Genomic DNA, 23570 nt, shown 5'->3' on the forward strand with positions numbered 1-23570 from the left:
CGCCGACACGGCGAGCAAGCCAGCGGTGCTACGACACGACGCGATCGCGCACCGCCTCGCCGCGGAAGAACGCCGTAAGGTTGGCCAGGGCCCGCATCCCCATCGCCTCGCGGGTCTCACGCGTTGCCGAGCCAAGGTGCGGCAGGAGGACGACGTCGTCGCGCCTCAGCAGACCCGGATGCACGACGGGCTCCCGTTCGAACACGTCGAGCCCCGCGCCGGCGATCTGTCCGGCCTCCAGCGCGGCGACCAGCGCCGCTTCATCGACGACGTCGCCGCGTGCCGTGTTGACCAGCACGGCGTGCCGGCCCATGAGCGCCAGTTGCGGCGCTGCGATCAGGTGCTTGGTGTCCGGGGTGGCGGGACAATGCAGGCTCAGCACATCGACCTGCGCCAGCAGCGCATCTAGCGTCGCCACGCGCTCCACCCCCGGCTCGGGACCGCGCGGCGCGGAACGCGACCAGGCCAGGACGCGCATGCCAAAGCCCGCGCTCGCCCGCTGCGCGACCGCCATGCCGATGCGCCCCAAACCTACGATGCCCAGCGTCTTGCCCGTGAGTCGCGTCCCGAGCAGGTGCGTCGGCCGCCACCCGGCCCAGCGGCCCGCGCGCAACTCACGCTCGCCCTCACCCGCACGCCGCAGCGTCGCCAACATGAGCAGGATGGCGAGGTCAGCCGTGTCGTCGGTGAGCACGTCCGGCGTGTTCGTGACCGTCACGCCCGCGGCGCGCGCCGAGGCCACGTCGATGTGATTCACGCCGACGCCGAAGTTCGCGACGATCCGCGCCCGCCGTTGCGGCTGCGTCAGGCACGCCGGCGAGATGCGGTCGGTCACGGTGCACAGGACGGCGTCGGCCTCGCGAAACGCCTGCGCGAGCGCGTCCGCGTCGAGCGGCGCGTCGTCCTCGCGCTGACGGATCTCGAAGTGCTCGTGCAGCGCCTGCTCGACGGCCGCCGGCAGGCGGCGCGTCACCCACACCACCGGACGTGCGCTCACTCCGACTCGCGATACCAGCGCTGGGCCGCAGCAACGCCCGCCCCGAGCGGTACGGCGATGCCCGCATCGTGGAGGGCCAGCTCCGTGAGCCCGAGCGCCCCGAGCAGCATGCCTTCGTTGAGATCCCCGAGATGGCCGATGCGGAATACCTTGCCGTTCAGGCGGCCGAGGCCCGAGCCCAGCGCCATGTCCCAGCGACGATACGCGTGGTCGATCACATGCCGCGCGTCCTTGCCGTCGGGCACGACGATCGCCGTCACCGTGTTCGACCGGCGCTCCGGATCGCGGGCGCAGATGCGCAGTTCCCAGGCGGCCACGGCCCGCCGCACGCCTTCGCCCAGGCGCGCGTGGCGCGCGTGGATGTTCGCCAGCCCTTCCTCCTGCATCATGTCCAGCGCCTCACGCAGGCCGAACAAGTGCGCGAGCGGCGGCGTGTACGGGAAGTAGCCCTGGTCGTTATGCAGCACCTGCGGCCGCAGGTCGAAGTAATGCCGCTTGAATCCCGCCGTCTCGATGCGCTCCATCGCCGTCGGCGAGAGCGACACCATGCCCAACCCGGCGGGCATCATGAAGCCCTTCTGCGACCCCGTGATCGCGACGTCGACACCCCAGGCATCCTGCCGGAACTCCAGCGAGCCGATCGAGCTGACGCCGTCCACGAAGAGCAACGCCGGATGCTTCGCCGCGTCCATCGCCTCACGCAGCCCCGCGATGTCCGTCGTGACGCCGGTCGCCGTCTCGTTGTGCACGACCAACAGCGCCTTGATCGCGTGCGCGCGGTCTTCCGCCAAGCGATCCCCGATGGCCTGCGGGTCGAAGGACTCGCCCCATTCGAGGTCCATCACTTCGACCTTGAGCCCCAGCTTCTCCGCCGTGTCGATGAACAGATGCGAGAACTGCCCGAGCCGCACGGCGAGCACGTGATCGCCCGGCGACAGCGTGTTCGTGATGGCGACCTCCCACATGCCCGTCCCGGTCGCCGAGAAGAGGAACGGACGCGCCACCGTGCTGCCGAACACCGGTCGGATGTCGCGCAGCAAACCCTCGGTCAGGGCCGGAAACGCGCTCGAGCGGTGATCTTCCTGCGCGCGGTGCATGGCGCGCAGGACGCGGTCGGGCACGTTGGACGGCCCGGGAACGAACAGATGATGACGACCAGGCATCGGACGGCGGGCGGAGGTGAACGAACGTCCCACACACGGACGTCCCGAACAATGTAGTTTGCAAGGGTGAGCACGCCCACCGCCCTCCCCTCGTCCACGACGCGCCTGCTGCGCGCCTTTGCGCTGCGGTGCCCGGAGTGCGGCAGCGGCGGCCTCTTCCGTCGATGGCTGTGGCTGCAGCCGCGCTGCCCGCGCTGCGCCCTCAAGACCGACCGCGGCAACCGGGATCACTTCGTCGGGGCGTACCTCGTGAACCTGATTGTCGCCGAGCTGCTCTTCGCCGCGGGGCTGGGCATCTGGGTGCTGGTCGTGTGGCCCGATGTGCCCTGGGACCGCCTCGAGGTCGTGCTGGTCGTGGCGATGGTCGCTGCGCCGCTGCTCCTCTATCCGTTCACGCGGACGGTGTGGCTGGCGGCGGACCTCATCTTCGACCCGCCCAAGGCGAGCGACCGCTAAGCCGAGCCGCCGCGCGGCGCCGGCGATTCGGCAGCGTCGATGGCGTCGCGGATCGTGCGAAGCAGCACCTCGGCGAGATACGGCTTCGGCACCCACCCGTCGATACGCAGGTCGTCCGAGACGCCGCGACCATCGAGCCCGTCAGGCCGCTGGTTCCGATGATCGGCACCTGGGCGTCCATCGCGCGGATGGCGCGGATCATCGAGGGCCCGTCGAGGACGGGCATCGCCATGTCCGTCAGGACCAGCCGCAGGTCCCGCCTCGCCTCGACGAACGCGGCCACACCCTCGGCGCCGTTCGCCGCGCTCCGCACCGTGTAGCCATTGCGCTCCAGCGTGGGCGTGACGACCTCGCGAATCAGGGGCTCGTCGTCCACGACCAGCACCAACTCGCCGCGCCCGCGCGGCAGCGGCGCCGCACGGCCCGTCGCGTCGAGCGCGTCGACGGGGCCCGTGATGGCAGGCAGGTACACGACGAAGCGGGCGCCGCGTCCGATCTCGCTGTACACGTTCACGAAGCCGCCCATGCCGCGGACGATCGCATGCACGGTCGAGAGCCCTAACCCCGTGCCCTGGCCCAGTTCCTTCGTCGTGAAGAACGGCTCGAACATGCGTTCTTGCACCGCGGGCGGGATGCCCGTGCCTGTATCCGCGACGGTCACGCGCACATAGCGACCGGGACGGGCCTGCGGGTGCATGCCCGCGTACACCTCATCGAGCGTCTCGTCCGCGAGCGCGATCGACAGCTGCCCGCCGTGCGCCATGGCATCCCGCGCGTTCACGCAGAGGTTCATCAACACCTGGTACAGCATCGTGGCGTCTCCGAGGACCCGACTCACCGCAGCCGGCTCCTCGATGCGGACGCTGATGTCCTTCGGGAGGGTCTCGACGAGGACCCGCCTGGCGTCGTCGACGACCCGACGCAGATCGACCGGCACATGCTCGCCGCCGCTGCCGCGCGCGAACGCCAGGACCTGACGCACCATCTCTGCGCCGCGGCGCGCACTCTCCTCGACTGTCGTCAGCAAATGTTCGCGCTCGGCGGGATCGTCTTCCTCACGGAGGAGATCGACCGTCGCGAGAATCGGCGTGAGCACGTTGTTGAGATCGTGGGCGATGCCCCCAGCCAGCGTTCCGAGACTCTCCAGGCGCTGCGTACGCAGGTGCTGCGCCTCAAGGCGCCGCCGCTCCGTGAGGTCTTGGCAGGTACCAGCGGCGCGTATGGGATGGCCGAGCCCATCGACGAACGTCTGCCAGCGCTCCTCGACGATCTTGGTGGACCCGTCGCCGGCGACGACGCGATGCTCGACCGTGCACACATCCCGGGTCGCGAACGACGCGCGGAAGGCCTCGTCTACCCTGGCGCGGTCGTCGGGATGCACGAACGACAGGAACGACACGTGCGTGGGCACGTACGTCCCGGGATCCACGCCGAAGATGCGATACGTCTCGTCGGACCACAGCACCGAGAGCGTTTGAAGATCGGTTTCCCAGCTTCCGACCTTCGCCACGGCCTGCGCGGTGACGAGGCGTTCCCGTTCGCGCTGAAGCGCCTCGGTGAGGTGCTGGAGCTCAGATACCTGCTGGCGGGCTGCGTCTGGCACGAGAGCTCCGGCGTGAACGAACGACCTCACGTGCACGAACGTACCGCTCTCAGATGTATCGATAAGTCAGCCGCGTGCCGCGGTCGGGGTCCGAGAACGACAAGGGCGGGCGCCAGGGAATCCCTGACGCCCGCCTCTATGCCCGGAGTGGGAATCGAACCCACAAGACCTTGCGATCGGGGGATTTTGAGTCCCCTGCGTCTGCCAGTTCCGCCATCCGGGCGCGTTGGGAAAAGTAATCGGATGGCGGCGTGATGTCAGAGCGGCGGCGGACGTCGCGGCCCGGCGCCCGGAGGTCCGCCCGGGCGTACACCCGGCGCACCCGGGACGCCGCGCCGCGGACCGTCGCCCGGACGCGAGTCGCGCATCTCCTGCATCCGGCGGCGCATCTGCTCCTCCAACCCGTACAAGCGGGCGCGCTGCGTCGGCGTCAGGAAGGTTGCGAGTTCCTTCTGCTCCGCCTCCAAGAGGTCGAGCCGCTGCCGCTGCAGTTGGATCGTGCGGTCCAGCAGCGGCGCGACGCGGGCATCCTGCACGGAGTCGCGCGACTCCAGCGCGGCCCGCAACTCACCTCGCACCCGACGCTCCTCGTTGAACAGCTCGCGACGCTGGCGTTCGAACCGGCGATTCGTCTGTTGCAGCCGGCGGATCTGGTCATCGTTCAGCCCGATCTGCTCGCGCAGCATGGTCGTCATGCGGGCGCGCACGCGTGCCTCCAGCGAATCACGACGAGCGTCGGGACGCGGCTCACCCTGCGCGCCCGCCATGGTCACCGTGATCGCGAGGAGCACGCCGGCCCGCATGACCTGCCGCAGCATTCTCATAGGCCCTCCGGCGCGTCGACGACGGCGCGCTGCATGGACACGGGTTCGGCCGCAATGGTGGCTTCGAACTGGTCGAGCTCGGCCAACAGCGCTTCGAGTTCCGAGCTTCCGAGCTCGCCGAGTTCGGCGCCCGTCACCAGCGCGACGGGAGCCGGCGCCGCCGACGCGACATCCGACACCGGCATCGCGGTGTCCGGCGAAACCGTGGCGGGTGTCGTCCCGTCGAACACGCGCCCCTTCAGAGCGGCGAACGAGAGCGTCGCGACCAGCGTGAGCGACGCCGCCGCCGCCAAGGCATAGCGCGGCACCAGCGGACGACGCGCCAGGCCCCGCTCCACGCGCAGGGCCGGCCGCTGCGACGGCGCCGGCAACTTCGCGACGATCGCCGACACGTCAACACGCGGCGTGGCCATGTCGAACAGCTTCGCGGCGCGCTCCAGCACGGCCAGATCCTCGGCGCAGGCGGGGCAGGACGCGACATGCGCCCGCACACGCGCGGCATCGCTGGGCGACAACCGCCCGCGCAGCAGCAGCGGCAGGGCATCCCGCTCCGTCGTCTCGTGGCATTCACGCATCGCGCAACCGCTCCTTGATCGCCTTCAAGGCGTTGTGATAGTGCACTCGGCACGCGCCTTCCGTGCTCCCGACCGCCGACGCGATCTCTGCGTAGGCCATCCCCTCGTTCACCCGCAAGCTGAAGACCTCGCGCTGCAGGTCCGTCAGGCCGCCCATCGCATCGCGCAGGCGCTCGGCCAGCTCGTCGCCGACCATCACGTCCAGCGCATCGTACTCCGTCGCCGCGTCCCGTTCATCGATCTCGGCGACGTCGCGTCGTCGTCGCTCCGCGCGCTTCCGGTCCAGCAGCAGGCGCTTGCAGATGGTAAACAGCCACGTTCGAAGCTGGCTGTCGGCCCGAAAGGACTCGAGGCTTTGGAACGCCCGCACGAACGTGTCCTGCACCAGCTCATCGATCTCCTCGCGCACGCCCAGGCTCGCCGCGAACCGCGCGACGGACGGCGCATGGCGCTCGACGAGCGCCGAGGCGGCCCGCTGGTCCCCCGACTGCCATCGGGCGATCAACTCCGCGTCGGTCGCCGGCTGGCTGGGGGCGGTCACAGGCATCCTCGAAAGGTCAGACGGCGCTGGTCCACGGACGTTAAACTACTGCCGTGCCACGTCCCGAGATCATCGCCCACCGCGGCGCCTCCCGCGAGCGCCCCGAGAATACTTTGGCGGCCTTTGCCCGCGCCGCCGACCTCGGGGCCGAAGGCTGTGAATTCGACGTGCACCTGCATCCCGACGGCATCCTGCGGGTCCACCACGACCCGCTGGGCCCCGGTATCGTCCCCGGGCCCGACGTGCCGACGCTAGACGCCGTGCTGGACCTGCACCTCGCGCGCGGATTGACCGCCTACGCCGAGCTCAAAGGTCCCGGCTGCGCGGCCGGCTCGGTCGCTGCACTGGGCGCTCGCCCTGAGCTCCGGTCCGCCGTGCACGCCTTCGACCATCGCCAGGTCGCCGAAGCGCGACGGCTCGCTCCTGCGATCCCTCGCGGTGTGCTCGAGGTGAACTATCCGCTCGACGCGCTGCACGCCCTGCAGGCTGTCGGCGGTCGTGATCTCTGGCGGCAGTGGCCTTTCGTCGATGCCGATCTCGTGGCCGCGGCGATCGCCGCCGGCTGCCGCATCGTCGCGTGGACGGTGAACGACGCCGCCGTCATGGAACGCTTCGCCGCGCTCGGCGTACATGCCATCTGCACGGACGACGTCGCGCTCGCCCGGCAGGTCTTCGGCGCCTAACGCGCGAGGAAACCCGCGCGGCGTCTCCGGCGTACGGGACCGCAGGAGGATACCATCATGAGTATCTGGGAGAAGGTTCAAGCAGAGCTGGACAAGGCCGGCACGGCCGCGAAAGGCGCCCTCGATGAGGGCAAGATCCGCATCGAACTCTTCCGTGTGCGGCAGCAGGCCGACAAGGCCGCGCAGGCACTCGGCTACGCCGTACACCGGGCCAAGCGGGACAACACCGAGCTCGCGGCCGAAACGCAAGAGCATCTGCACGGCACGTTGGCCAAGTACGAGGCCGAAGCGAAACAGCTCGAGGAGGACTTGGCGAAGGTGCTGCATCGCAACGCCCCCAAGGCACCGGAGCCTTCGGCCTGACGCGTTCAGCCGCGCGGGTGCAGCATCCTTCGTGCCTTCGTGTCTTCGTGGTGCAAACAAGAAAGCCCCGGCTCTGTGAGCCGGGGCTTTCGATTTCGTACCGGAATCGCTTACGCGGCCGGGTAGACCGAGACCTTGAAGCGGGTCTTGGACTTGTGCTCGAACTTCACCACGCCGTCGATGAGGGCGTAGATCGTGTAGTCCGTGCCGAGGCCGACGTTGTTGCCCGGGTGCCACTTCGTGCCGCACTGGCGGACGATGATGTTGCCGGCAATGACCTTCTCGCCGCCGAACTTCTTCACGCCGCGGTACTGCGGATTCGAATCGCGGCCGTTGCGGGAGGAGCCTACGCCCTTCTTATGTGCCATGGTATCCTCTCTCCCCGGGTCAGCCGAGGGTGATGTCGCGGATGCGAACTTCGGTGAAGCCCTGACGATGGCCCTGCTTGCGCGCGTAGTTCTTGCGACGCTTGAACTTGAACACGATGATCTTGTCGCCGAGACCGTGCTTGACGATCTCCGCGGTGACCGTGGCGCCCTTGAGCGTCGGCACGCCGACCTTGACGGCCGAGCCGTCAGAGCCAAGGAGCACTTCGTTGAACTCGACGGTCGCGCCCGCCTCACCCGGGAGGGTGGGAAGACGCAGCGTGCTGCCCTTTTCGGCGCGGAACTGCTTGCCGCCGGAGCGGAAGATTGCGTACGACATTGGGAACTCTGCTAGATGGAATTGAGCGAGCCTAGAACAATATCCGCTCGAGCGGTCGCGGTCAAGTCCTTATGGTGGGAGAGGTTAGACGGCGGTACGGGCGGGGGGTGAGATACGGGAATGGGGGAGATGGGGGGCAGACGTCTCACGTACCCGGCCCCGTCTCTCCCCCGTCTTCCCTCTCCCGTCTCCCCTCGGCCCACCCCCGCCCGTACCGCCCTCTCTCGTCTCCCACGTCGGGAGACGATTACGCAACCGCGTACTGCGACGTAATATCCCGCCCGGCGCCTTTGACCACGAGCTTGAACTCGTCCGGCTTGAGCAGCGGATCGTCCCGCATCTCCACGCCGAAGCCGACCTGCTTCGCCAGGCGCGCGACCAAGTCCTTCTCGTTCTCGAGCACGTAGATCGCGGTATCCGGGTACAGCTTCACCACGATGGCCTCGCGGCGGCCCTCGGACGCGAGGCGACGTACCGCTCGCTCCATCCGGCGGACGATCGTCTCCGCGGTGAACACACGCCCCGTGCCGTTGCAGACCGGGCAGGCTTCCGTCATGGCGTGGAAGTGGCTCTGCCGCACGCGCTGGCGGGTCATCTCGATCAGGCCAAGGTCGCTCACCGCGTAGGCCTTCGTGCGCGCCCGGTCACGGCCAAGGTGCGTGCGCAGCTCTTGGAGCACTCGGTCGCGGTTCGACTTCGACTCCATGTCGATGAAGTCGCAGACGATGATGCCGCCGACGTCACGCAGGCGCAGCTGCCGCGCGATCTCGCGGGCCGCTTCCATGTTGGTCTTCGTGACCGTCTTCTCCGGATCCTTCTTGCCGGTGAACCGGCCGGAGTTCACGTCGATCGAGACCAGCGCTTCGGTGGGCTCGATGATCAGGTACCCACCGCTCGGCAGGTCGCAGCGCCGCTTGAAGAGGTCGCGGATCTCGCCCTCGATCTGCTCCTTGTCGAACAGCGGGATCTTGTCCTCATACAGGGCCACGCGCTCGATGAGTTCCGGCGCGATGCCCTGCAGGTACTCGATGATCTCGTTGTAGACCTGCTTGGAGTCCACCGTCAGGCGGTCGACCTTCGTCGAGAAGAGGTCGCGGATGATGCCGCGCGTGAGCGAGGTCTCGCGATGCAGGAGCTTGGGCGGGTTGCCCACGAACTTCTGCTTCTTGACGATGCGGTTCCACTGGCCGATCAGCGTATCCAGCTCACGCTTGAAGGTCTCCTGCGTGACGCCCTCGGAGACCGTGCGCACGATGACGCCGCCGGCGTCCTTGGGCAGCACGCCTTCCACGAGCTCGCGGAGCTTCTGGCGCTGCGCGCGCTCGCCGATCTTGCGGCTGACGCCCACGCGTCGGGCCGCGAACGGCATGTACACGAGGAAGCGGCCAGCCAGCGAGACCTGCGCGGTGACGCGCGGGCCCTTCGTGGAGATGGGCTCCTTGCTGACCTGGACGATGAGCGACTGGCCGCGCTTCAGGACGTCCTGGATCTGGGGCGGTTCCTTGCGCCGACGGCGGCCCCCACGGCCGCGTCCGCGGCCGCCCTTGGGCTTCTCACCGTCCTTCGCGTCCTTGCCCTCACCGGCGTCCGCGGCGGATTCGGCGGCGTCGGCATCGGCCGAGTCCGCCTCGTCATCATCCGCGTCATCGTCATCCTCGTCGTCATCGCCGTCCTCGTCGTACGCGAGGTCGGAGTTGTGGAGGAAGGCGCTTTTCTCGGTGCCGATGCCGACAAACGCCGCCTGCAGTCCGGGCTGGACCGCTTCGACCTTGCCGAGATAGATGTCACCGACCATCCGCTTGTTCTCCGGACGGTCGACCTGCAGTTCAACGAGCTGTTCGTCCTCGAGGATTGCGACGCGAATCTCGCGCTGCGTCGCGGAAATCAGGATCTCGCGCTTCATACGTACCAAGGAGTGGGGACATCCCCGCAGCGCACAGGATCGACCACGGCGTGCCCGCCCAGCGCGTCATCGCCGACCGCCCACGGAGGGCGGCCGGCGCGGCCGGGAAAAGTCGGGACGACGTACGACCCAGGTTCATGGCGTGCAGTTGCGAGGGGGTGGGCGGACTCGCCCGGATACAGCGAGGGCCCCGACAAGGGGCCCGTAAGTACCTGTAATGGTGGGGGATGGCGCCCATCGGCGCAACTGTGCAGGCCCTGGCTACTCCCGGCCTAAGCCGGCGATCAAGTGCCGCGCGATGACCATGCGCTGCACCTCCGACGTCCCCTCCCCGATCTCACCGATCTTGGCGTCGCGCATGAAGCGCTCCACGGGGTAGTCCTTGGTGTACCCGTAGCCGCCATGGAGCTGGATGGCCTTGATCGTGTTCCGCATGGCCAGCTCCGAGCAGAACAGCTTGGCCATCGCGGCTTCCTTGGAATAGGGCTGCCCGTTCTGGCTGAGCCAGGCCGCGTGGTAGACGAGGTGGCGCGCCGCCTCGAGCTCCGTGGCCATGTCCGAGAGCTGGAAGTGCACGCCCTGGAATTCGGCGATGCGCTTGCCGAACTGCCGACGCTCGCCCGTGTACTTGAGCGCCTCGTCAAAGGCGCCCTGCGCGACGCCTAGCGACAGCGCGGCGATGCCGATGCGACCGGCGTCGAGCGTCTTCATGAAGTTGATGAAGCCCCGCCCTTCCTCTCCGAGCAGGTTCTCCGCGGGCACCTCGACATCCTCGAAGATCAGCTCGCGCGTGTCCGACGCGCGCCAGCCGAGCTTGTCTTCCTTCTTGCCGGCGCGGAAGCCCGGCATCGGCGTGAGCTCGGGGTCATGCCCCATGCCGACCTTGGCCGCACCCGCGAGGTCGCAGGTTTCCTTGGTGAGGATGAAGCTCGAGATGCCCTTCGTACCCTTGGCGGGATCCGTGACGGCGGTGACGACGAAGATCTCGCCGACGCCGCCGTGCGTAATGAAGCGCTTGGTGCCGTTCAGCACGTACGCGGCGCCCTTCTTGACCGCGCGCGTCTGCGTGCCGCCGGCATCCGAGCCGGCGTTCGGCTCCGTGAGCCCGAAACCGCCGAGGACCTTGCCGCTCGCCAAGCGCGGGACATAGCGCTCGATCTGCGCCGCGTTGCCGAAGTTGACGATGGGTGAGGTGCCCAGCGTGGTGTGCGCCGAGATCGTGATCGAGTGGGACGCGCAGATGCGCGCCAGTTCCTCGATCGCGATCATGAACGAGATGGTGTCCAGACCGGCGCCGCCGAGGTCTGCACTCCACGGGATGCCCAACATCCCGAGGTCGGCCATCTTCTTGACGTTCTCCCAGGGGAATTCCTGAGTGTCGTCGAAGTGCCGCGCGACGGGCGCGACCTCTTCGAGGGCGAAGGCGCGCACCATCTCGCGCGTGGCGAGATGGTGTTCAAGAAAGTACAGGGAATCGTGCATGCCGTGAAGTTAGGGGGTCAGCGCCTGAACGCCGCATCGAGTACGATGCCGTCCAGCTTTTCGAGCGGCGGCACGCCGAGCAGGCGCGCGAGTGTCGGGGCCATGTCGACGACGCGCGCCGCCGAGGAATCCCGGCCCGGCGCGAACGCGGCGCCCCAGAACAACACAGGCACCTTGGCGTCGTAGTCGTGCGGCGAGCCGTGCGTCGCGATCGAGCCGCCGTAGAGCCAGTACGGCTCCATGGTGATCGCGGCGATGGCCTCGCCGCCCGGGCGGAACATGTGGAGCCAGCGCCGCGCATAGTTGTCGCGCACGGTGTCGGCACGCACGATGTCGTCGATCACGTCGACACGCTGGATCCCGCGCACGCGCCGTGCGAGGCGCGCGAACTCACGGGCGACGGTGCGCACCGCGGCGTCCTTGCCCTGCACCTTGCTGCGGTCCACCTCGAGGACGCCCCAATCGAGGTTGAAGGCCGTCGGGTCGAGCTCAAGGCGTCGAATGACCGGCGCGACGCCCGCGATCACCGGCTCCAGCTCCCGCGAGGTGAGCCGCGAGGCCCGCGAGTTGTCGCCCCACGTGGAACGCACCTCGGGAATCGGCGCGACGCCGTGGTCCGCGGTCAGGGCGATGACCACGTTGTCGCGGCCGCGGACCGCAACCAGCGAATCGAGGAAGGTGCCGAGCATGCGGTCGATGCGCAGCATGTGGTCGTGCACCTCGCGCGAATCCGGGCCCCAGCGATGGCCGACGGCGTCCAGCGTCGAGAGCGACACGGCGAGCAGGTCCGTACGATCCGCACTCGCGCCAAGCTCCATCTCGCGCAGCGCCCGCCACGCGAAGTCGAGCGTCATCTGGTCCATCCACGGATACCCGATGATGGCGTTGCGCGCGAGTTCCACGTCGGTCGGCAAGGCATGCGGGAACGCCGGCTCCTGCCCCGCGCTCTCCGCCTGGACGGAGTCCGGTTCCGGGTAGTTCTCGACCGGCAGCAGGAGATCCCACACCCGCCCGGCGTAGCGCGTGCCCGCGTGATCTTCCGCGTTGAACGCCCGCACCCATGCCGGCAGGCTGTCGCCGTAGTAGCTGCTCGTGGTGAACTTGCCCGAGCGCTGCGCGTACCAGAACACCGGATACTTGCCGGCGCCGATCGGCAGGATGGCGCCACGGTCCTTGCGCGAGACGGACAGGATGCGCGCATCCGGTCGGGCGGCGCGCAGCCAGTCCGTGAGCGTGGTGCCCTTGAACCGGAACGGCGATGCCCCCACGCCGTCGCTCTCCAGCAGTGGCGCCGTCGGCGTGTTCACGCCGGCGGAGTTGCTGGCGATGCCCGTTGAGTAGGGAAAGCGACCGGACATCGTCGACGCGTGGCCGGGCGCCGTCTCCGTAATCGCATGGTCGTGCACGCCGTTGACGAAGAAGCGGCCTTCATCCAGCAGGCGCCGGAAACCGCCCGTGAACTGGCTGTCCCACCGCGTCAGGTAGTCCGGTCGGAGTTGGTCGACCGTGAGAAACACCACCAGACGCGGCCGCGGGCCCTGCGGCGTCGGTGCTGCGATCGGCGCGTTGACGCTCGGCGGCGTCTGCGGGGCGCGCTGGGCGCACGCGGGCAGCGCAACCAGAAGGGCGGCGAGCGTCACCGCAGCGGAGGAGGCACGACGCATCGGAGGGGGCTCCAGAAGGAAGACAGGGGAAAACTAGCCCGTGCGACGCCTCTGGTGCAGTTGCAAACCGACGCGCGGCGTCACACTTTCGTCGCCGCGACAACTCCCCCGCATCCCACGCATGTCTGACTTCTCGCAGTCCCTGATCTGGCGCAACCTGTACGTCCGCACGACCCTGTGGTACGCACTCTGCGGCGCCATCACCTGGGCGCTCCGCAACTACGCGCCGCCCTCATGGGGAGCCCTGGGCAGCGAAACGCTCGGCAATCTCGTCGGCGGCGCCCCTGCCCTCACGGGGAACGCCGAACCCACGACGCCGACGGCACTCGCCGCGAGCATCGCGATGTTCACCGGCTTCGCCGCGTCACTGCCCGTCGCGTGGATCTACACGCTCACGCGCCGCAAGAAGGGCTTTCAGCAGTCCGTCGTGCAGACGTACCTCATCCTGCCCGTCGTCGCGGCCGGCATCGTCGTCCTCGTCAAGCACTCCCTCGCCCTGGCGTTCTCGCTGGGCGGCATCGTCGCCGCCGTGCGCTTCCGCACCTCGCTGGACGACTCCAAGGATGCGGCCGGCATCTTCGTCGTCATCGGCATCGGCATGGCCGCCGCCGTCGCGCCGTCCGTGGCGTGGGTGATTTCGGTGGGCTTCAACCTCTTGATGCTCATCCTGTGGTGGTCCGACTTCGGCCGTCCGCAGGCGCTGGAGGGCAAGGCCGCCGAGAAGAAGCTCGAACGCGCGCTCAGTGTCGCGAACCGCACGGGCACGTTCCTGGCGAAGATGGACGACGAAGTGCTGAAGGCGATGTCGCCCGAGCAGCTCGAGGCGCTCGCCGACCGGGCCTGGCGGCGCCGCAAGCGCAACGATCCCGACCTCGCCGAGGAGGACTCGGTCCCGGAGCAGGCACCGCGCTACGAGCGTCTCCTGCGCCTCCGCACGGCGGACGTCGAGCGCACGCGCGCCCTCTGCGAGCCGCTTTTCCCCTCGTTGTTCTCCCAGTGGAAGTTCCTCGGCAGCGTGCGCGAGAACGAGGTGCGCGTCGTCGAGTACGGCGTCTCGCTGGCGCCGACCGTGACCCCGGGCGTCGTGTCTGACGACCTCGGCCGCCTCCCCGACTCGCCGCTCCGCGGCGTGGAGTTGCGATGATCCTGCGTGCCCTCTTCGTCCTGACCGTCGCGTCCGCGACGGCCGCTCCGATCGCCGCGCAGCCGTTGTTTCGCGACCAGGTCCCGGTGGCGGTGACGATCACGACCAACCTGCGCGACCTCACGCGCGAGCGCGACTCGACGCGGCTCCGCTGGTTCGGCGCCGAGTTGAAGTACGCCGACAGCGCGGGCAACGCGGTGACACTGCCCGTCGAGGTGCGCGCCCGCGGCCATTTCCGCCGGCAGTCCAGCAACTGCACCTTCCCGCCGCTCTTCCTGCGCGCCGGGCGCGAGGCACGCGACGGCAGCCTGCTGCAGGGCAATCCGCGGCTCAAGATCGTCACGCCCTGCCGCCCGGCGAGCACCGATTACCAGCAGTACATCTTCACGGAATACAAGGCGTACCGCTCGTACGCCGTGATCGACTCCATCCACCACCGGGTGCGGCTCGCGAACATCACGTACGTCGACTCACTGAACCGCGTGCGCCCCATCAGCGTCTCGGCGTTCTTCATGGAGACCGACGAAGAGGTGGGTGACGAGCATGCGCTCGAGGTGTTCGAGCAGAAAGGCGCGCTCTGGGAAGTCTTCGACGGCCCGCACATCGACCGCATCGCGCTCTGGGAGTACGCCATCGGCAACACCGACTGGTCCGTGTCGGGGCTGCACAACATCGTGATGTTCCGCGACAGCTCGGGCGCGTATCGGCCCGTCGCCTACGACTTCGACTGGACCGGCTTGGTGAACCCGCGCTATGCGTTCCCCAACGCCACGCTCGGCATCCGGACGGTGCGCCAGCGCTTGCATCGCGGCCCCTGCCGCACGGCCGAGCAATGGGCGCCGACGATCGCGCATTTCAAGTCACGCCGCGCAGCCATCGACAGCATCTGGACCACGCCGGAGCCCGGGCAAGACGCGCGGCGCCTCGAGGAGGCGAAGCGGTATCTCGATGAGTTCTGGCGGGTGCTGGATGATCCGCGGGAGTTCAAGCGCGAGGTCATTGACCAGTGCCAGCGGCACGGTAACTGAGGGCTGGCTGGGAGACGGGAGAAGGAGGTACGGGCGGGGGTTGGGTCGACGGGAGACGGGAGCTGGGAGACGAGGGGAAGACGTGCAACGTTCGTGAGACGTCGCCCCCCCGTCTCCCCCATTCCCGTATCTCCGCCCCCGCCCCTACACCCGTCTCCCCTCTTCCACTCAAAGAGTGCGCTGATCCCGAAGGCACTCCAGCACCTCCCGCCCGTACCGATCCAGTCGCGCGGGCCCCACTCCACTGACGCGCTCGAGCTGCGCCAGTGATTCCGGATTCGCGACGGCGATGCCGCGGAGCGCGCGATCCGGAAAGATCACGTAGGCGGGGACTTCTTCCGCCTTGGCCAAGCGGCTGCGCATCGCCTTGAGCGCGTCGAAGCGCGCCATGTCGTCGCGACTGAGCGGCGCGTCCGTGGCGCCGCCGCGTCCCGCGCTGGCACCGAGCTTCGCGCTGCCTGCCGCCTTGCTGCCCCGCGCGCTGCGGCTTCGCGCGGAAGGCGCGGCCGCGACGCGCTGCTCGTGCTTGATGCCGAGGCAGACGTCGCAGTTGTCACAGCGCGGCTTCGCCGCCGGATCGCCGAAGTAGCGCAGCACGAAGCCGCGGCGGCAGTACTTGGTGTACGCGTACTGCTGCACGGCCTCCAGCTTGCGCAGCTCGCCCTGCCGCCGACGGTCGAGACCGGCCCAGTCGACGGGCCAGTCCTTGAGCGGTCGCTTGGGATCGGTGAGCGTGAGGCCCTCGCCGAGTCGCTTCCAGACGAGCATCTGCCGGGCCTGCAGGGCGTCGAGCAGCGGCACCGCGCCCATGGCACCGCCGATGCCTGGGGGCATCGCATCGAGGTTGGCGACAATGCCAGTGTGGAGTGCGGCGCCGGCGCGCTTCCAGAGTGCACGCAGCAAGGCGAGCTCGAGACCGTGCGCGTCCTCGCTGAGTTCCGCCTTGATGCGCTCGGGCGCGGCGAGCAGGCGCACCTGCGCCATCGTGCGCGACGCGTCAGCCACGGCCAGCGCGCCGCCCCGCTGCAGGATGCGCATCGCCGACTCCGCCTCGCGGTCGCTGACCTTCCCGCGCGCCGTCGCCGCGAGCTGCGGGGCGCCGGCTTCGACCAGGCCCGCGCGGTCCGCGAGCTTCACGAGCGCGTCATAGACCGCGCTCACCGTCTCGCGCTCGGGCAGCGCGCCCTTGATGAAGAACTCATGCGTGAACCGATCGGGAAACGCGTGCAGGAGCACGGCCGTCGCCGGCGCGCGGTCGCGGCCGGCGCGGCCGGCTTCCTGGTAGTAGGCCTCAAGCGTCCCCGGCATCGCGTAGTGCACCACGAGGCGCACATTCGGCTTGTCGATGCCCATGCCGAACGCGTTGGTGGCCACGATGACGCGCACGCGCTCGCTCATGAACGCGTCCTGCACGTCCGCGCGATGCTCATCGTCGAGGCCGGCATGGTAGCCCAGGGCCGGCAGCTTGGCCTTGGTGAGGAGCTGCGCGATCCGCTCGACCGTCTTGCGGGTGCTCGCGTAGACGATGGCCACGCCCTCCCCGTGCATACTCAGGTGCTCGCGCAGCAGTTCGACGAGCGTCTCGTCCTTGGCGGCGTCGTTCTTGGCGGGGATCACGTGGTAGCTCAAGTTCGTGCGGTCGAACCCGGTGATGACCACCGTCGGGTCGCGGAGCTCGAGCTGCCGCGCGATGTCTTCGCGCACCTCGGGCGTTGCCGTGGCGGTCAGGGCGACCGTGGGCGGATTGCCGAGGCGCTTCCGCACGTCCTTCACGCGCAGGTAGGACGGCCGGAAGTCGTGGCCCCATTCGCTGATGCAGTGCGCCTCGTCGATGGCGAGCAGCGTCACGCCGATCTCGCGGAGACGATCCGCCATGCGACCGACGTCGAAGCGTTCGGGCGCGAGGTAGAGGAGCTTGACCTCGCCGCGCTGGACGGCGGCCATCCGGCTGCTGACCTCCGCTTGGGTCAGCGTACTGTTGATGAAGGTGGCAGGAATGCCGCGCGCGACCAGCGCGTCGACCTGGTCCTTCATCAGCGAGATCAGCGGCGAGATGACGACGGTGAGGCCGTCCAGCACCAGCGCCGGGACCTGATAGCACAGCGACTTGCCGCCGCCCGTCGGCAGGATGACCAGGGTGTCGCGCCCGGCGAGCACACTCTCGACCGCCTCGGTCTGGCCCGGACGGAAGTCGGGATACGCGAAGCGCTCGCGAAGCAGCTGGCGGGCGGCCGCGAGGCCGCCGGAGGTCGTCTGGGAATGCACGACGAAGGATAGCGCCAGGCCCGGACGCCCGGCATCGCCGCGTTGCGCAGGCAGTATCTTTTTCGCGTGCGCATCCCGCTGTTCGTCTCCGCGTCTGGCATTCTGGTCCTCCTGGCGCTCGGCTTCGCCTGGACCTTCCAGGCGCTGGGGGCCACGTACGAACGAAGCTACGTTCGCGCGTGGCGCAGCTCCTGGCTGGCGTTGGGGGCCTACGGGCTCTTTGCCGGTCTCGCGCTGCTGGCGGTCAATGTCCCGGGCCTCGCGCCGCTCCGCAGCGCGTTCTCGCTCGGCTCCATGCTCGCGGCCTTCGTGCACATCCGCGCGCTGCTCGCCGGCATGGAGCAGCTCTGCACCCCCGAGCGCCCTGCTTCGGCATGGCCGCTCCGCGCGGTCGCGCTGCTAATCGCAGCCGCCGGACTGCTGGTGCTGGTGCCTGTCGAGCGGCGCTCCGATGCGGCGATGCAACTGTACCTCATCCGCATCGGCCTGCTCGCGCTCGCGTGGGGCATCGCGTACACGGCGGCGGGCCTGCTCATGCTGCGACGCCCGCCCGGCACCTCGGCACTGGGCCGCCTCGCACTGCTGGTGACGCTCTTTGCCTATGCCGCATTGCGCGTGGGCGAACCGGCTACGCACTTCCTCGGGCCGAGCCCGGTGCTCGCGCAATTCCTCACGTTCGGCGGCTTGCCGCTCCTCGTGGGGGTCGGGGCCGGCATGCTCATCACGCTGCTGGAGGTCGAGCAGGCACGCGCGGTGGAGGCGGCCGATGCGCGCAGTGCGGCCGAACGCACGGCCAACGAGTCCGAGGCGACGCTCGCCGCGGCCCTCGCGACGAGCAGCGACCCGGTGTTCATCGTGAATCGCGACGGGACCCTGGCGTCCGCGAATCGCCGCTTCGTCGAACTCGTCTCGCAGGCCACCGGGATGGTGCTCTCGCCGGGGATGTCGCTGGAGGCCCTGATGGACGAGCCGACGCGGGCGTTCTGGACCGACGCCTTGCCGCGCGTGTTGGCCGGCGAGGCCGTCGTACGCCTCAAGCGCTTCCGCTTCGCCTCGCAGGCCGAGCTCCGGGCATTCTCGGTACGCTTCACGCCGGTGCGGGAGGGCGGTAGCGTCATCGGGGCCTTGGTGGTCGCCCACGACTCGACCGAGGAAGAACGCCTTCGGCACGAGATGGCACGCCGGGAAGAGTGGTTCCGCTCGCTGATCGAGAATGCGAGCGACATGATCTTCCAGGTCACGCCCGACGCGCTGATCGAGTACGCGAGCCCATCCGTCGACCGGGTCCTCGGCTACGACCATCTGCGGATGATCGGCCAGTCGGGGTTCGAATTCATCGACCCCGACGACGTGCCGACGGTCGCCGATGCCCTGCGGCGCTCCCTCGAGCGCGACGAGACCGTCCCGACGGTCGTGCCGCTCCGCGCCCGGACCGCCCAGGGTGACTTCATTCCGCTGGAGGGCGTGTCGCGCCCGTATACCGAGCGCGATGGCAGCGAGCGCCTGATCGTGGCGCTGCGCGACGTGCGTGAACGCCAGCGGCTTGAGGACGAGCTCACCGGCGCGAGGCGCCTCGAGGCGATTGGCCGACTCGCGGGGGGCGTGGCGCACGACTTCAACAATCTCCTGACCGCCGTCGCCGGCAACGTCACGCTGCTCAAGCTGAAGACCGCCGAACAGGCCGGCATCGGCGAGCATCTGGTCGAGATCGAGCACTCGGTGCAGCGTGGCGCCGAACTGACGCGGCGCCTGCTGGCGTTCGCGCGGCAGCAGCGCATCGAGCCGCGCATCCTCCATATTCCGACGCAACTCGCCGACCTCGAGCGTCTGCTGCGACGCCTGCTCGGGGAGGGAATCCTCGTGGATCTCGACGTGCCGCGGACCCTGTGGTCTATCCGCGCGGACGCCACGGCCTTCGAACAGATCCTCGTGAACCTCGCCGTGAACTCCCGCGATGCGATGCCGCAGGGTGGGACGTTCCGCGTCGCCGGCCAGAACCTCACCGTCGGAGCGGGCGGGCGGGAATCACTGAATCTCGCGCCTGGCGACTGGGTCCAGCTCGAAGTCGAGGACACCGGGGGCGGCATCCCGCCGGAACTGGTCGGCCGCATCTTTGAACCCTTCTTCACCACAAAGGCGGACCGCGGCGGCACCGGACTCGGACTCGCGACCGTGTACGGCGCGGTCACGCAGATGGGGGGACAGGTCCGCGTGGACTCGACACCAGGGCGTGGTACGACGTTCACGATGTTCTTCCCGCGCGTGATCGCGCCGCACGAGACCGCGGCCCCCGTGGCGAAGCCGGCGCTGCCGCAGGCCGCGGCGGGCGATGTCGTGCTCCTGATGGAAGACGAGACGCCGGTGCGCGAAGTGACGGCCAAGCTGCTCCGCCGCCTCGGCTACGAAGTGCTCGCGGCCGCGGATGGAGAGGAGGGCGTCGCGCTCGCGGAGGCCAGGACCGGCCCCATCTCGATCGTCGTGAGCGACATCGTGATGCCGGGCATCCACGGCGACGTGGCCTGCGCCCGCATCCGCGAGCGTCGCCCCGATGTGCCGGTGCTCTTCATCTCGGGCTTCAGCCAGGAGGCGCTGCGTTGGCAGCATGGCATGCCGGCGGGGGCCCGCTTGCTCTCAAAGCCGTTCACGCTCGACGACCTCGCGCTCTCCGTGCGGGAGCTGATCGACGGCCGCTAGACCGCGCGGGCGAAATGTCCGCGGGTGATCGCATCGCCGAGGACCTCGCGCGGCCGACGCGACGGCGCCGCGCCGCGCGCCACGGCATCGACGGCCTCACGATATGCCGCGACGCGCTCCGCCACCCGGTCGCCCGGGACGTTGAACACCAGCCGATAGCGCCGGATGCCCGACTGCCACAGCGACGGCAGGTATTCGCTGCCCTCGACGGGACGTGAGTGCAGCAGACGGTTGCGGCAGGCGTAATCGGTGGCGACCGGGAACTCGTACCCGGCCGGGTCGGTCAGCCGCGTATCCGTGTGGCGCTTGGTGCAGAGGTCGCGGCAGTGCGTCGGGGTGCGGTCGAAGGCCGCACTGAGGACGCAGTGCTCCAGCGTCATGCCTTCCGGCCTTCCGTGCAGGAAGACCTCGAAGCCCGCGCCCTGCCAAGGAGCCGTCACGTCGGCGATCTCCTCGACCGTCAGCTCCACGGACGGCGTGATGCCGCTGGCCCCCAACGCAAACAGCTCGCGCGCGGTCGCGACATTGAACACGTTCGCGGCGTAATCCGCGTGGACGTCGCGACCGGCGGCGGCGAGCTCGGCGAGCAAGCCGAGGTGCCCGGAGAGCAGCGGCGTGCCGAGCGCCAGCCATTTGTCGAGCTTCTTGCGTTCTTCCGGCCGCACGATCGTCGGCAGTCGCAGCCGGAAGCGCTTGCCGGCCTCGGCCACGCGAGCGACGAGCGCCGCCACCTGCGACACCGGCGGGAACGGATGGCGCAGGAAGGGATCGAACACGATCTCATCCGCCCCCGCGGCCAGCGCGGCGTCCGCATCCTCGATGCGCCACACTTCGGCGACCAGTTCTGCGTGGCCGGCCATGCGCGCCAACGGCAAGTCATCGTGCACCTGCGCGATCGACTGCGCGATGCGCTCGCGGCGCGCCCCGAGCTCGGCGTCGTGGTCCCAGCCCAGCTGCTGCATCAACTGCTCGGTCGCGTCCTGCCGCAGCCGGTTGAGCTCCGAGACGGGCAGAAAGAGCCCGGAAGCGACACCCGCCGCGTCGAGCTGGTTCAGGACGAACGGTGACTCGCCGAGGCGGCCGAACTGCTCACGCAGCTGCGCGACGTCGAGCGCGCGCTTCTGCGCCGGGGCAAGGGGCAGCTCGCTGCGGAGCTCGACGGCATGCCCCGCGGCGGAGAAGATGGCCTTGAGTGGGCCGCCGGCGGATCCGAAACAGCGCACGTCGAGCCCGACGCGCCGCCGCTTGCCCTGCCCCACCCCGGCGTACGACGCCCGCGCCGTCTCCAGCAGCGCCACCTGCGCGTTGCGCACGACCGTCCAGCCCACCGGCACGCTGCGCCGCGCGCCGATCGCCTGCCGCCACACGCCATCGCGCTGCGAGAGGGTGCGTACCGGACCCGCCGAGAAGCCGAGGCTCTCAAGATGGCCGCCGGCTGGCGGCTCGAAGCCCAGCCCGTCGCGCTCGGCGATCGGCGCGCGGACGTCGACGATCACCTCGTCGCCGTCCATCGCGACGACCGTGCCGAGCTCGAGCCCACGATTGTCCGGCTGCGTACGCGTGATGTACTCGCGCCCCTCACGGCCACCATACATGCCGCCCGTGAACCCGCGGGAGAAGATCTGCACCAGCGGCTGCACTTCCTCGAATGTCGGCTCCACGAAGCTCCCGCGCTCGACGCGCTGCAGGAACTCCCGATAACCCTTCGTCACCGTCGCGACGAACTCGGGCTTCTTCTTGCGACCCTCGATCTTGAGGCAGCCGACACCGGCCGCGGCGATCTCCGACAGGTGCTCCCACGCACCGAGGTCCTTCGCCGAGATCAGGTAGCCTCGGTCGAGCTCCGTCCCGCTCGCGGCGTCCCGCAACACGTAGTCCTTGCGGCAGCTCTGCGCGCAGGACCCGCGGTTTGCGCTGCGCTCGGAGATCATCCCTGACATGTAGCACTGCCCGCTGTAACTGATGCAGAGCGCGCCGTGCACGAAGGTTTCGAGTCCCAGCCCCGGCACGGCCGCACGGATCTCGCGGATATCGGCCAGCGAGTTCTCGCGGGCGAGCACGATCCGCTCGATGCCCAGGCCCTGCATCACCTTCGCGCCGCTGGCGTCATGCACGGTCAGTTGCGTGCTGCCGTGGATTTCGAAGCCGGGGTACACCGCCTGGATCATCCGGATCAAGCCGATGTCCTGCACGATCGCGGCATCGATGCCGCGGTCGATGCACTCGCCAAGGTACTCGAGCGCCTCGGCCATCTCCCGCGGCTTGATGAGGATGTTGAGCGTGAGGTAGATGCGCGCCCCGCGCTCGTGGGCGATCAGGCAGGCCTGCTCCAGCTCGTCCAGCGTGAGCTGTGCCCCGTCATCGCGCGCGTTGAACTTCGACGCGCCGCAGTACACCGCATTCGCACCGTTCGCCACGGCGGCGCGCACGGCGTCGAGCGAACCGGCAGGTGCCAGCAGTTCGGGAACGGGAGTCTTGGCCACCAGGGGAATCTAACCGCCCCTGGCGCCGGTCAGCCGAGGGCGGCGACCGTTTCCTGCAGCTGGAGGAGGTGACGCTCCTCGTGCCGCGCGACCATCAGCAGCCACTGCCAGCCATTGAAGTCCCCGAAGTACACGTGCGGGTGCTGGATCAGCGAGAGCCGTGGCCCGGACTCGTAGGCCGCCGCGAGGAGCTGCACGCGGCCGTCGGCCAAGCGCCCGCGCTCGGCGACAAGGTCCACCTGCTCCGGCGGACGGATGCCCTCGGGCGCCTCGAGGCGCCGCGAGCGGTCGAGGAACGGAACGTGGTCCAGCACCTTGAGCACGGCGTGCGACGATGGGCCGGGCGGGACCGTCGCCATGGGACCGATCTCGGCGTTCTTGCGCTCGATCAGCCGCGCGACGGAGCGCTCGACCTTGGCGAGATGCCACACGATTTGCGCGGCGGACCAGCGGCCGGGCGGCGCGAGCTGCCGCTTCGCCTCGGGCACGGCGTCGAGCGCCGCCTCAAAGGCACGCCGCACCCGGGTGAGCTCGGCCTCCAACACTTCGACCCGCTTGTCGCCACGCAGCATGCGGGGAATCTTGACTCGTCGCGTCGATGGAACAAGGGCCGCGCTCGAGGGCGCGAAACCGCTGGGCGGCCCCCGGCGTATAGGGAAACAAGGAGGCGACAATGCTCGGAATACTCTCGGTGGTCATTTCGCTCGGGGCGGTCTGGTTCGGCTACGGGACGGCCCGGCGCTTCGTGCGCGATCGGCTGCGATACGTCGATGGTGCCCTCTCGAGCGGCGCCGCCGTGGTCGCGGGCGTCGGGGCCGCGCTCGTCGCCTGGCCGGTCGCCTGGCTGCTGCCGCTGGTGTCGGGCGGCACCGCCATCGCCTTCGGCATCGCCGTTGGCCTCGGGACGCGGGCCGGCGCCTCGGACATCAAGCACGGATATCGCCTCCGCGGCTGACCCGACGCGATTGGCACAACGAAACGGCGGCGCGCCTCGACT

21 protein-coding genes and 1 tRNA gene are annotated in these 23570 nt (G+C 69.3%); 7 read left to right on the plus strand and 15 right to left on the minus strand.

Annotation, left to right across the window (positions count from 1 at the left end; genetic code table 11):
* Window positions 1–28: 28 nt before the first annotated feature.
* Both Strain318_RS07780 and Strain318_RS07785 read right to left on the minus strand, forming a co-directional pair.
* Window positions 29–997, minus strand: a complete 969-nt coding sequence (locus tag Strain318_RS07780) for a 2-hydroxyacid dehydrogenase (RefSeq protein WP_367885140.1) — start codon at window positions 995–997, stop codon at window positions 29–31.
* Window positions 994–2160: an aminotransferase class V-fold PLP-dependent enzyme gene (locus Strain318_RS07785; RefSeq protein ID WP_367885141.1), complete on the minus strand. Its 1167-nt coding sequence runs from the start codon at window positions 2158–2160 to the stop codon at window positions 994–996. Before Strain318_RS07785 ends, Strain318_RS07780 begins: the two co-directional genes overlap by 4 nt.
* A 66-nt stretch (window positions 2161–2226) precedes the next feature.
* Here Strain318_RS07785 and Strain318_RS07790 point away from each other — a divergent pair, with 66 nt between their 5' ends.
* Window positions 2227–2616 carry a DUF983 domain-containing protein gene (locus tag Strain318_RS07790; protein WP_367885142.1) on the plus strand — a complete coding sequence of 130 codons (390 nt, stop codon included), beginning with the start codon at window positions 2227–2229 and terminating at the stop codon, window positions 2614–2616.
* Here the strand turns inward: Strain318_RS07790 and Strain318_RS07795 are convergent.
* From Strain318_RS07795 to Strain318_RS07815, 5 genes are all read right to left on the minus strand, one after another.
* Window positions 2582–4219 (minus strand): hybrid sensor histidine kinase/response regulator, encoded by a 1638-nt coding sequence (locus Strain318_RS07795; RefSeq protein WP_367885143.1) that lies wholly within the window; start codon window positions 4217–4219, stop codon window positions 2582–2584. The genes Strain318_RS07790 and Strain318_RS07795 overlap by 35 nt on opposite strands.
* A 139-nt stretch (window positions 4220–4358) precedes the next feature.
* A tRNA-Leu gene (locus Strain318_RS07800) sits at window positions 4359–4442 on the minus strand.
* A 34-nt stretch (window positions 4443–4476) separates the two neighbouring features.
* Complete coding sequence (locus Strain318_RS07805) at window positions 4477–5043, minus strand: hypothetical protein (RefSeq protein WP_367885144.1); 567 nt, start codon at window positions 5041–5043, stop codon at window positions 4477–4479.
* Window positions 5040–5618: a zf-HC2 domain-containing protein gene (locus Strain318_RS07810; protein ID WP_367885145.1), complete on the minus strand. Its 579-nt coding sequence runs from the start codon at window positions 5616–5618 to the stop codon at window positions 5040–5042. Before Strain318_RS07810 ends, Strain318_RS07805 begins: the two co-directional genes overlap by 4 nt.
* On the minus strand, window positions 5611–6165 hold the full coding sequence (locus Strain318_RS07815; RefSeq protein ID WP_367885146.1) for an RNA polymerase sigma factor: 555 nt from the start codon (window positions 6163–6165) through the stop codon (window positions 5611–5613). The genes Strain318_RS07810 and Strain318_RS07815 overlap by 8 nt, the downstream gene beginning before the upstream one ends.
* Window positions 6166–6212: 47 nt before the next feature.
* Here Strain318_RS07815 and Strain318_RS07820 point away from each other — a divergent pair, with 47 nt between their 5' ends.
* Window positions 6213–6842 carry a glycerophosphodiester phosphodiesterase gene (locus tag Strain318_RS07820; protein WP_367885147.1) on the plus strand — a complete coding sequence of 210 codons (630 nt, stop codon included), beginning with the start codon at window positions 6213–6215 and terminating at the stop codon, window positions 6840–6842.
* 57 nt (window positions 6843–6899) lie between these two features.
* Entirely contained in the window at window positions 6900–7205 is a 306-nt protein-coding gene (locus tag Strain318_RS07825; protein WP_367885148.1) for a hypothetical protein, read from the plus strand.
* A 110-nt stretch (window positions 7206–7315) separates the two neighbouring features.
* Here Strain318_RS07825 and rpmA read toward each other — a convergent pair whose 3' ends face one another.
* The 5 genes from rpmA to Strain318_RS07850 form a co-directional block, all read right to left on the minus strand.
* On the minus strand, window positions 7316–7573 hold the full coding sequence (gene rpmA / locus Strain318_RS07830; protein ID WP_367885149.1) for a 50S ribosomal protein L27: 258 nt from the start codon (window positions 7571–7573) through the stop codon (window positions 7316–7318).
* 19 nt (window positions 7574–7592) lie between these two features.
* Window positions 7593–7910, minus strand: coding sequence for a 50S ribosomal protein L21 (gene rplU, locus Strain318_RS07835; protein ID WP_367885150.1), 318 nt, complete (start codon window positions 7908–7910; stop codon window positions 7593–7595).
* 247 nt (window positions 7911–8157) lie between these two features.
* The gene (locus tag Strain318_RS07840) at window positions 8158–9813 is read right to left on the minus strand and encodes an Rne/Rng family ribonuclease (RefSeq protein ID WP_367885151.1); all 1656 of its coding nucleotides are present in this window, start codon (window positions 9811–9813) and stop codon (window positions 8158–8160) included.
* Between the two features lie 261 nt (window positions 9814–10074).
* On the minus strand, window positions 10075–11295 hold the full coding sequence (locus Strain318_RS07845; protein WP_367885152.1) for an acyl-CoA dehydrogenase: 1221 nt from the start codon (window positions 11293–11295) through the stop codon (window positions 10075–10077).
* Window positions 11296–11312: 17 nt separating this feature from the next.
* Window positions 11313–12959 (minus strand): alkaline phosphatase family protein, encoded by a 1647-nt coding sequence (locus tag Strain318_RS07850; protein ID WP_367885153.1) that lies wholly within the window; start codon window positions 12957–12959, stop codon window positions 11313–11315.
* 121 nt (window positions 12960–13080) lie between these two features.
* Between Strain318_RS07850 and Strain318_RS07855 the strand changes: the two genes are divergently transcribed.
* On the plus strand, window positions 13081–14103 hold the full coding sequence (locus tag Strain318_RS07855; RefSeq protein ID WP_367885154.1) for a DUF4956 domain-containing protein: 1023 nt from the start codon (window positions 13081–13083) through the stop codon (window positions 14101–14103).
* Window positions 14100–15131, plus strand: a complete 1032-nt coding sequence (locus Strain318_RS07860; protein WP_367885155.1) for a hypothetical protein — start codon at window positions 14100–14102, stop codon at window positions 15129–15131. The genes Strain318_RS07855 and Strain318_RS07860 overlap by 4 nt, the downstream gene beginning before the upstream one ends.
* A 168-nt stretch (window positions 15132–15299) precedes the next feature.
* Here Strain318_RS07860 and Strain318_RS07865 read toward each other — a convergent pair whose 3' ends face one another.
* The gene (locus Strain318_RS07865; protein ID WP_367885156.1) at window positions 15300–17396 is read right to left on the minus strand and encodes a RecQ family ATP-dependent DNA helicase; all 2097 of its coding nucleotides are present in this window, start codon (window positions 17394–17396) and stop codon (window positions 15300–15302) included.
* Between the two features lie 66 nt (window positions 17397–17462).
* Between Strain318_RS07865 and Strain318_RS07870 the strand changes: the two genes are divergently transcribed.
* Window positions 17463–20090, plus strand: coding sequence for a PAS domain-containing hybrid sensor histidine kinase/response regulator (locus tag Strain318_RS07870; RefSeq protein WP_367885157.1), 2628 nt, complete (start codon window positions 17463–17465; stop codon window positions 20088–20090).
* Here the strand turns inward: Strain318_RS07870 and Strain318_RS07875 are convergent.
* Both Strain318_RS07875 and Strain318_RS07880 read right to left on the minus strand, forming a co-directional pair.
* The gene (locus Strain318_RS07875) at window positions 20087–22573 is read right to left on the minus strand and encodes a U32 family peptidase (RefSeq protein WP_367885158.1); all 2487 of its coding nucleotides are present in this window, start codon (window positions 22571–22573) and stop codon (window positions 20087–20089) included. The genes Strain318_RS07870 and Strain318_RS07875 overlap by 4 nt on opposite strands.
* Window positions 22574–22602: 29 nt before the next feature.
* Window positions 22603–23145: a DinB family protein gene (locus tag Strain318_RS07880; RefSeq protein WP_367885159.1), complete on the minus strand. Its 543-nt coding sequence runs from the start codon at window positions 23143–23145 to the stop codon at window positions 22603–22605.
* 101 nt (window positions 23146–23246) lie between these two features.
* On the opposite strand from Strain318_RS07880, the gene Strain318_RS07885 reads away from it, so the two are divergent.
* Window positions 23247–23528, plus strand: a complete 282-nt coding sequence (locus Strain318_RS07885) for a hypothetical protein (protein WP_367885160.1) — start codon at window positions 23247–23249, stop codon at window positions 23526–23528.
* Window positions 23529–23570: the final 42 nt, after the last annotated feature.

The sequence above is a fragment of the Pseudogemmatithrix spongiicola genome, from assembly GCF_030623445.1.
GTDB lineage: Bacteria > Gemmatimonadota > Gemmatimonadetes > Gemmatimonadales > Gemmatimonadaceae > Pseudogemmatithrix > Pseudogemmatithrix spongiicola.

Excerpts from the sequence above, each read along its gene's own strand:
- Strain318_RS07785 (WP_367885141.1), bottom strand. The coding sequence starts at position 2,160 with ATGCCTGGTCGTCATCATCTGTTCGTTCCCGGGCCGTCCAACGTGCCC.
- Strain318_RS07805 (WP_367885144.1), bottom strand. The coding sequence starts at position 5,043 with ATGAGAATGCTGCGGCAGGTCATGCGGGCCGGCGTGCTCCTCGCGATC.
- Strain318_RS07810 (WP_367885145.1), bottom strand. The coding sequence starts at position 5,618 with ATGCGTGAATGCCACGAGACGACGGAGCGGGATGCCCTGCCGCTGCTG.
- Strain318_RS07815 (WP_367885146.1), bottom strand. The coding sequence starts at position 6,165 with ATGCCTGTGACCGCCCCCAGCCAGCCGGCGACCGACGCGGAGTTGATC.
- Strain318_RS07825 (WP_367885148.1), top strand. The coding sequence starts at position 6,900 with ATGAGTATCTGGGAGAAGGTTCAAGCAGAGCTGGACAAGGCCGGCACG.
- rpmA (WP_367885149.1), bottom strand. The coding sequence starts at position 7,573 with ATGGCACATAAGAAGGGCGTAGGCTCCTCCCGCAACGGCCGCGATTCG.
- rplU (WP_367885150.1), bottom strand. The coding sequence starts at position 7,910 with ATGTCGTACGCAATCTTCCGCTCCGGCGGCAAGCAGTTCCGCGCCGAA.
- Strain318_RS07840 (WP_367885151.1), bottom strand. The coding sequence starts at position 9,813 with ATGAAGCGCGAGATCCTGATTTCCGCGACGCAGCGCGAGATTCGCGTC.
- Strain318_RS07845 (WP_367885152.1), bottom strand. The coding sequence starts at position 11,295 with ATGCACGATTCCCTGTACTTTCTTGAACACCATCTCGCCACGCGCGAG.
- Strain318_RS07850 (WP_367885153.1), bottom strand. The coding sequence starts at position 12,959 with ATGCGTCGTGCCTCCTCCGCTGCGGTGACGCTCGCCGCCCTTCTGGTT.
- Strain318_RS07855 (WP_367885154.1), top strand. The coding sequence starts at position 13,081 with ATGTCTGACTTCTCGCAGTCCCTGATCTGGCGCAACCTGTACGTCCGC.
- Strain318_RS07860 (WP_367885155.1), top strand. The coding sequence starts at position 14,100 with ATGATCCTGCGTGCCCTCTTCGTCCTGACCGTCGCGTCCGCGACGGCC.
- Strain318_RS07880 (WP_367885159.1), bottom strand. The coding sequence starts at position 23,145 with ATGCTGCGTGGCGACAAGCGGGTCGAAGTGTTGGAGGCCGAGCTCACC.
- Strain318_RS07885 (WP_367885160.1), top strand. The coding sequence starts at position 23,247 with ATGCTCGGAATACTCTCGGTGGTCATTTCGCTCGGGGCGGTCTGGTTC.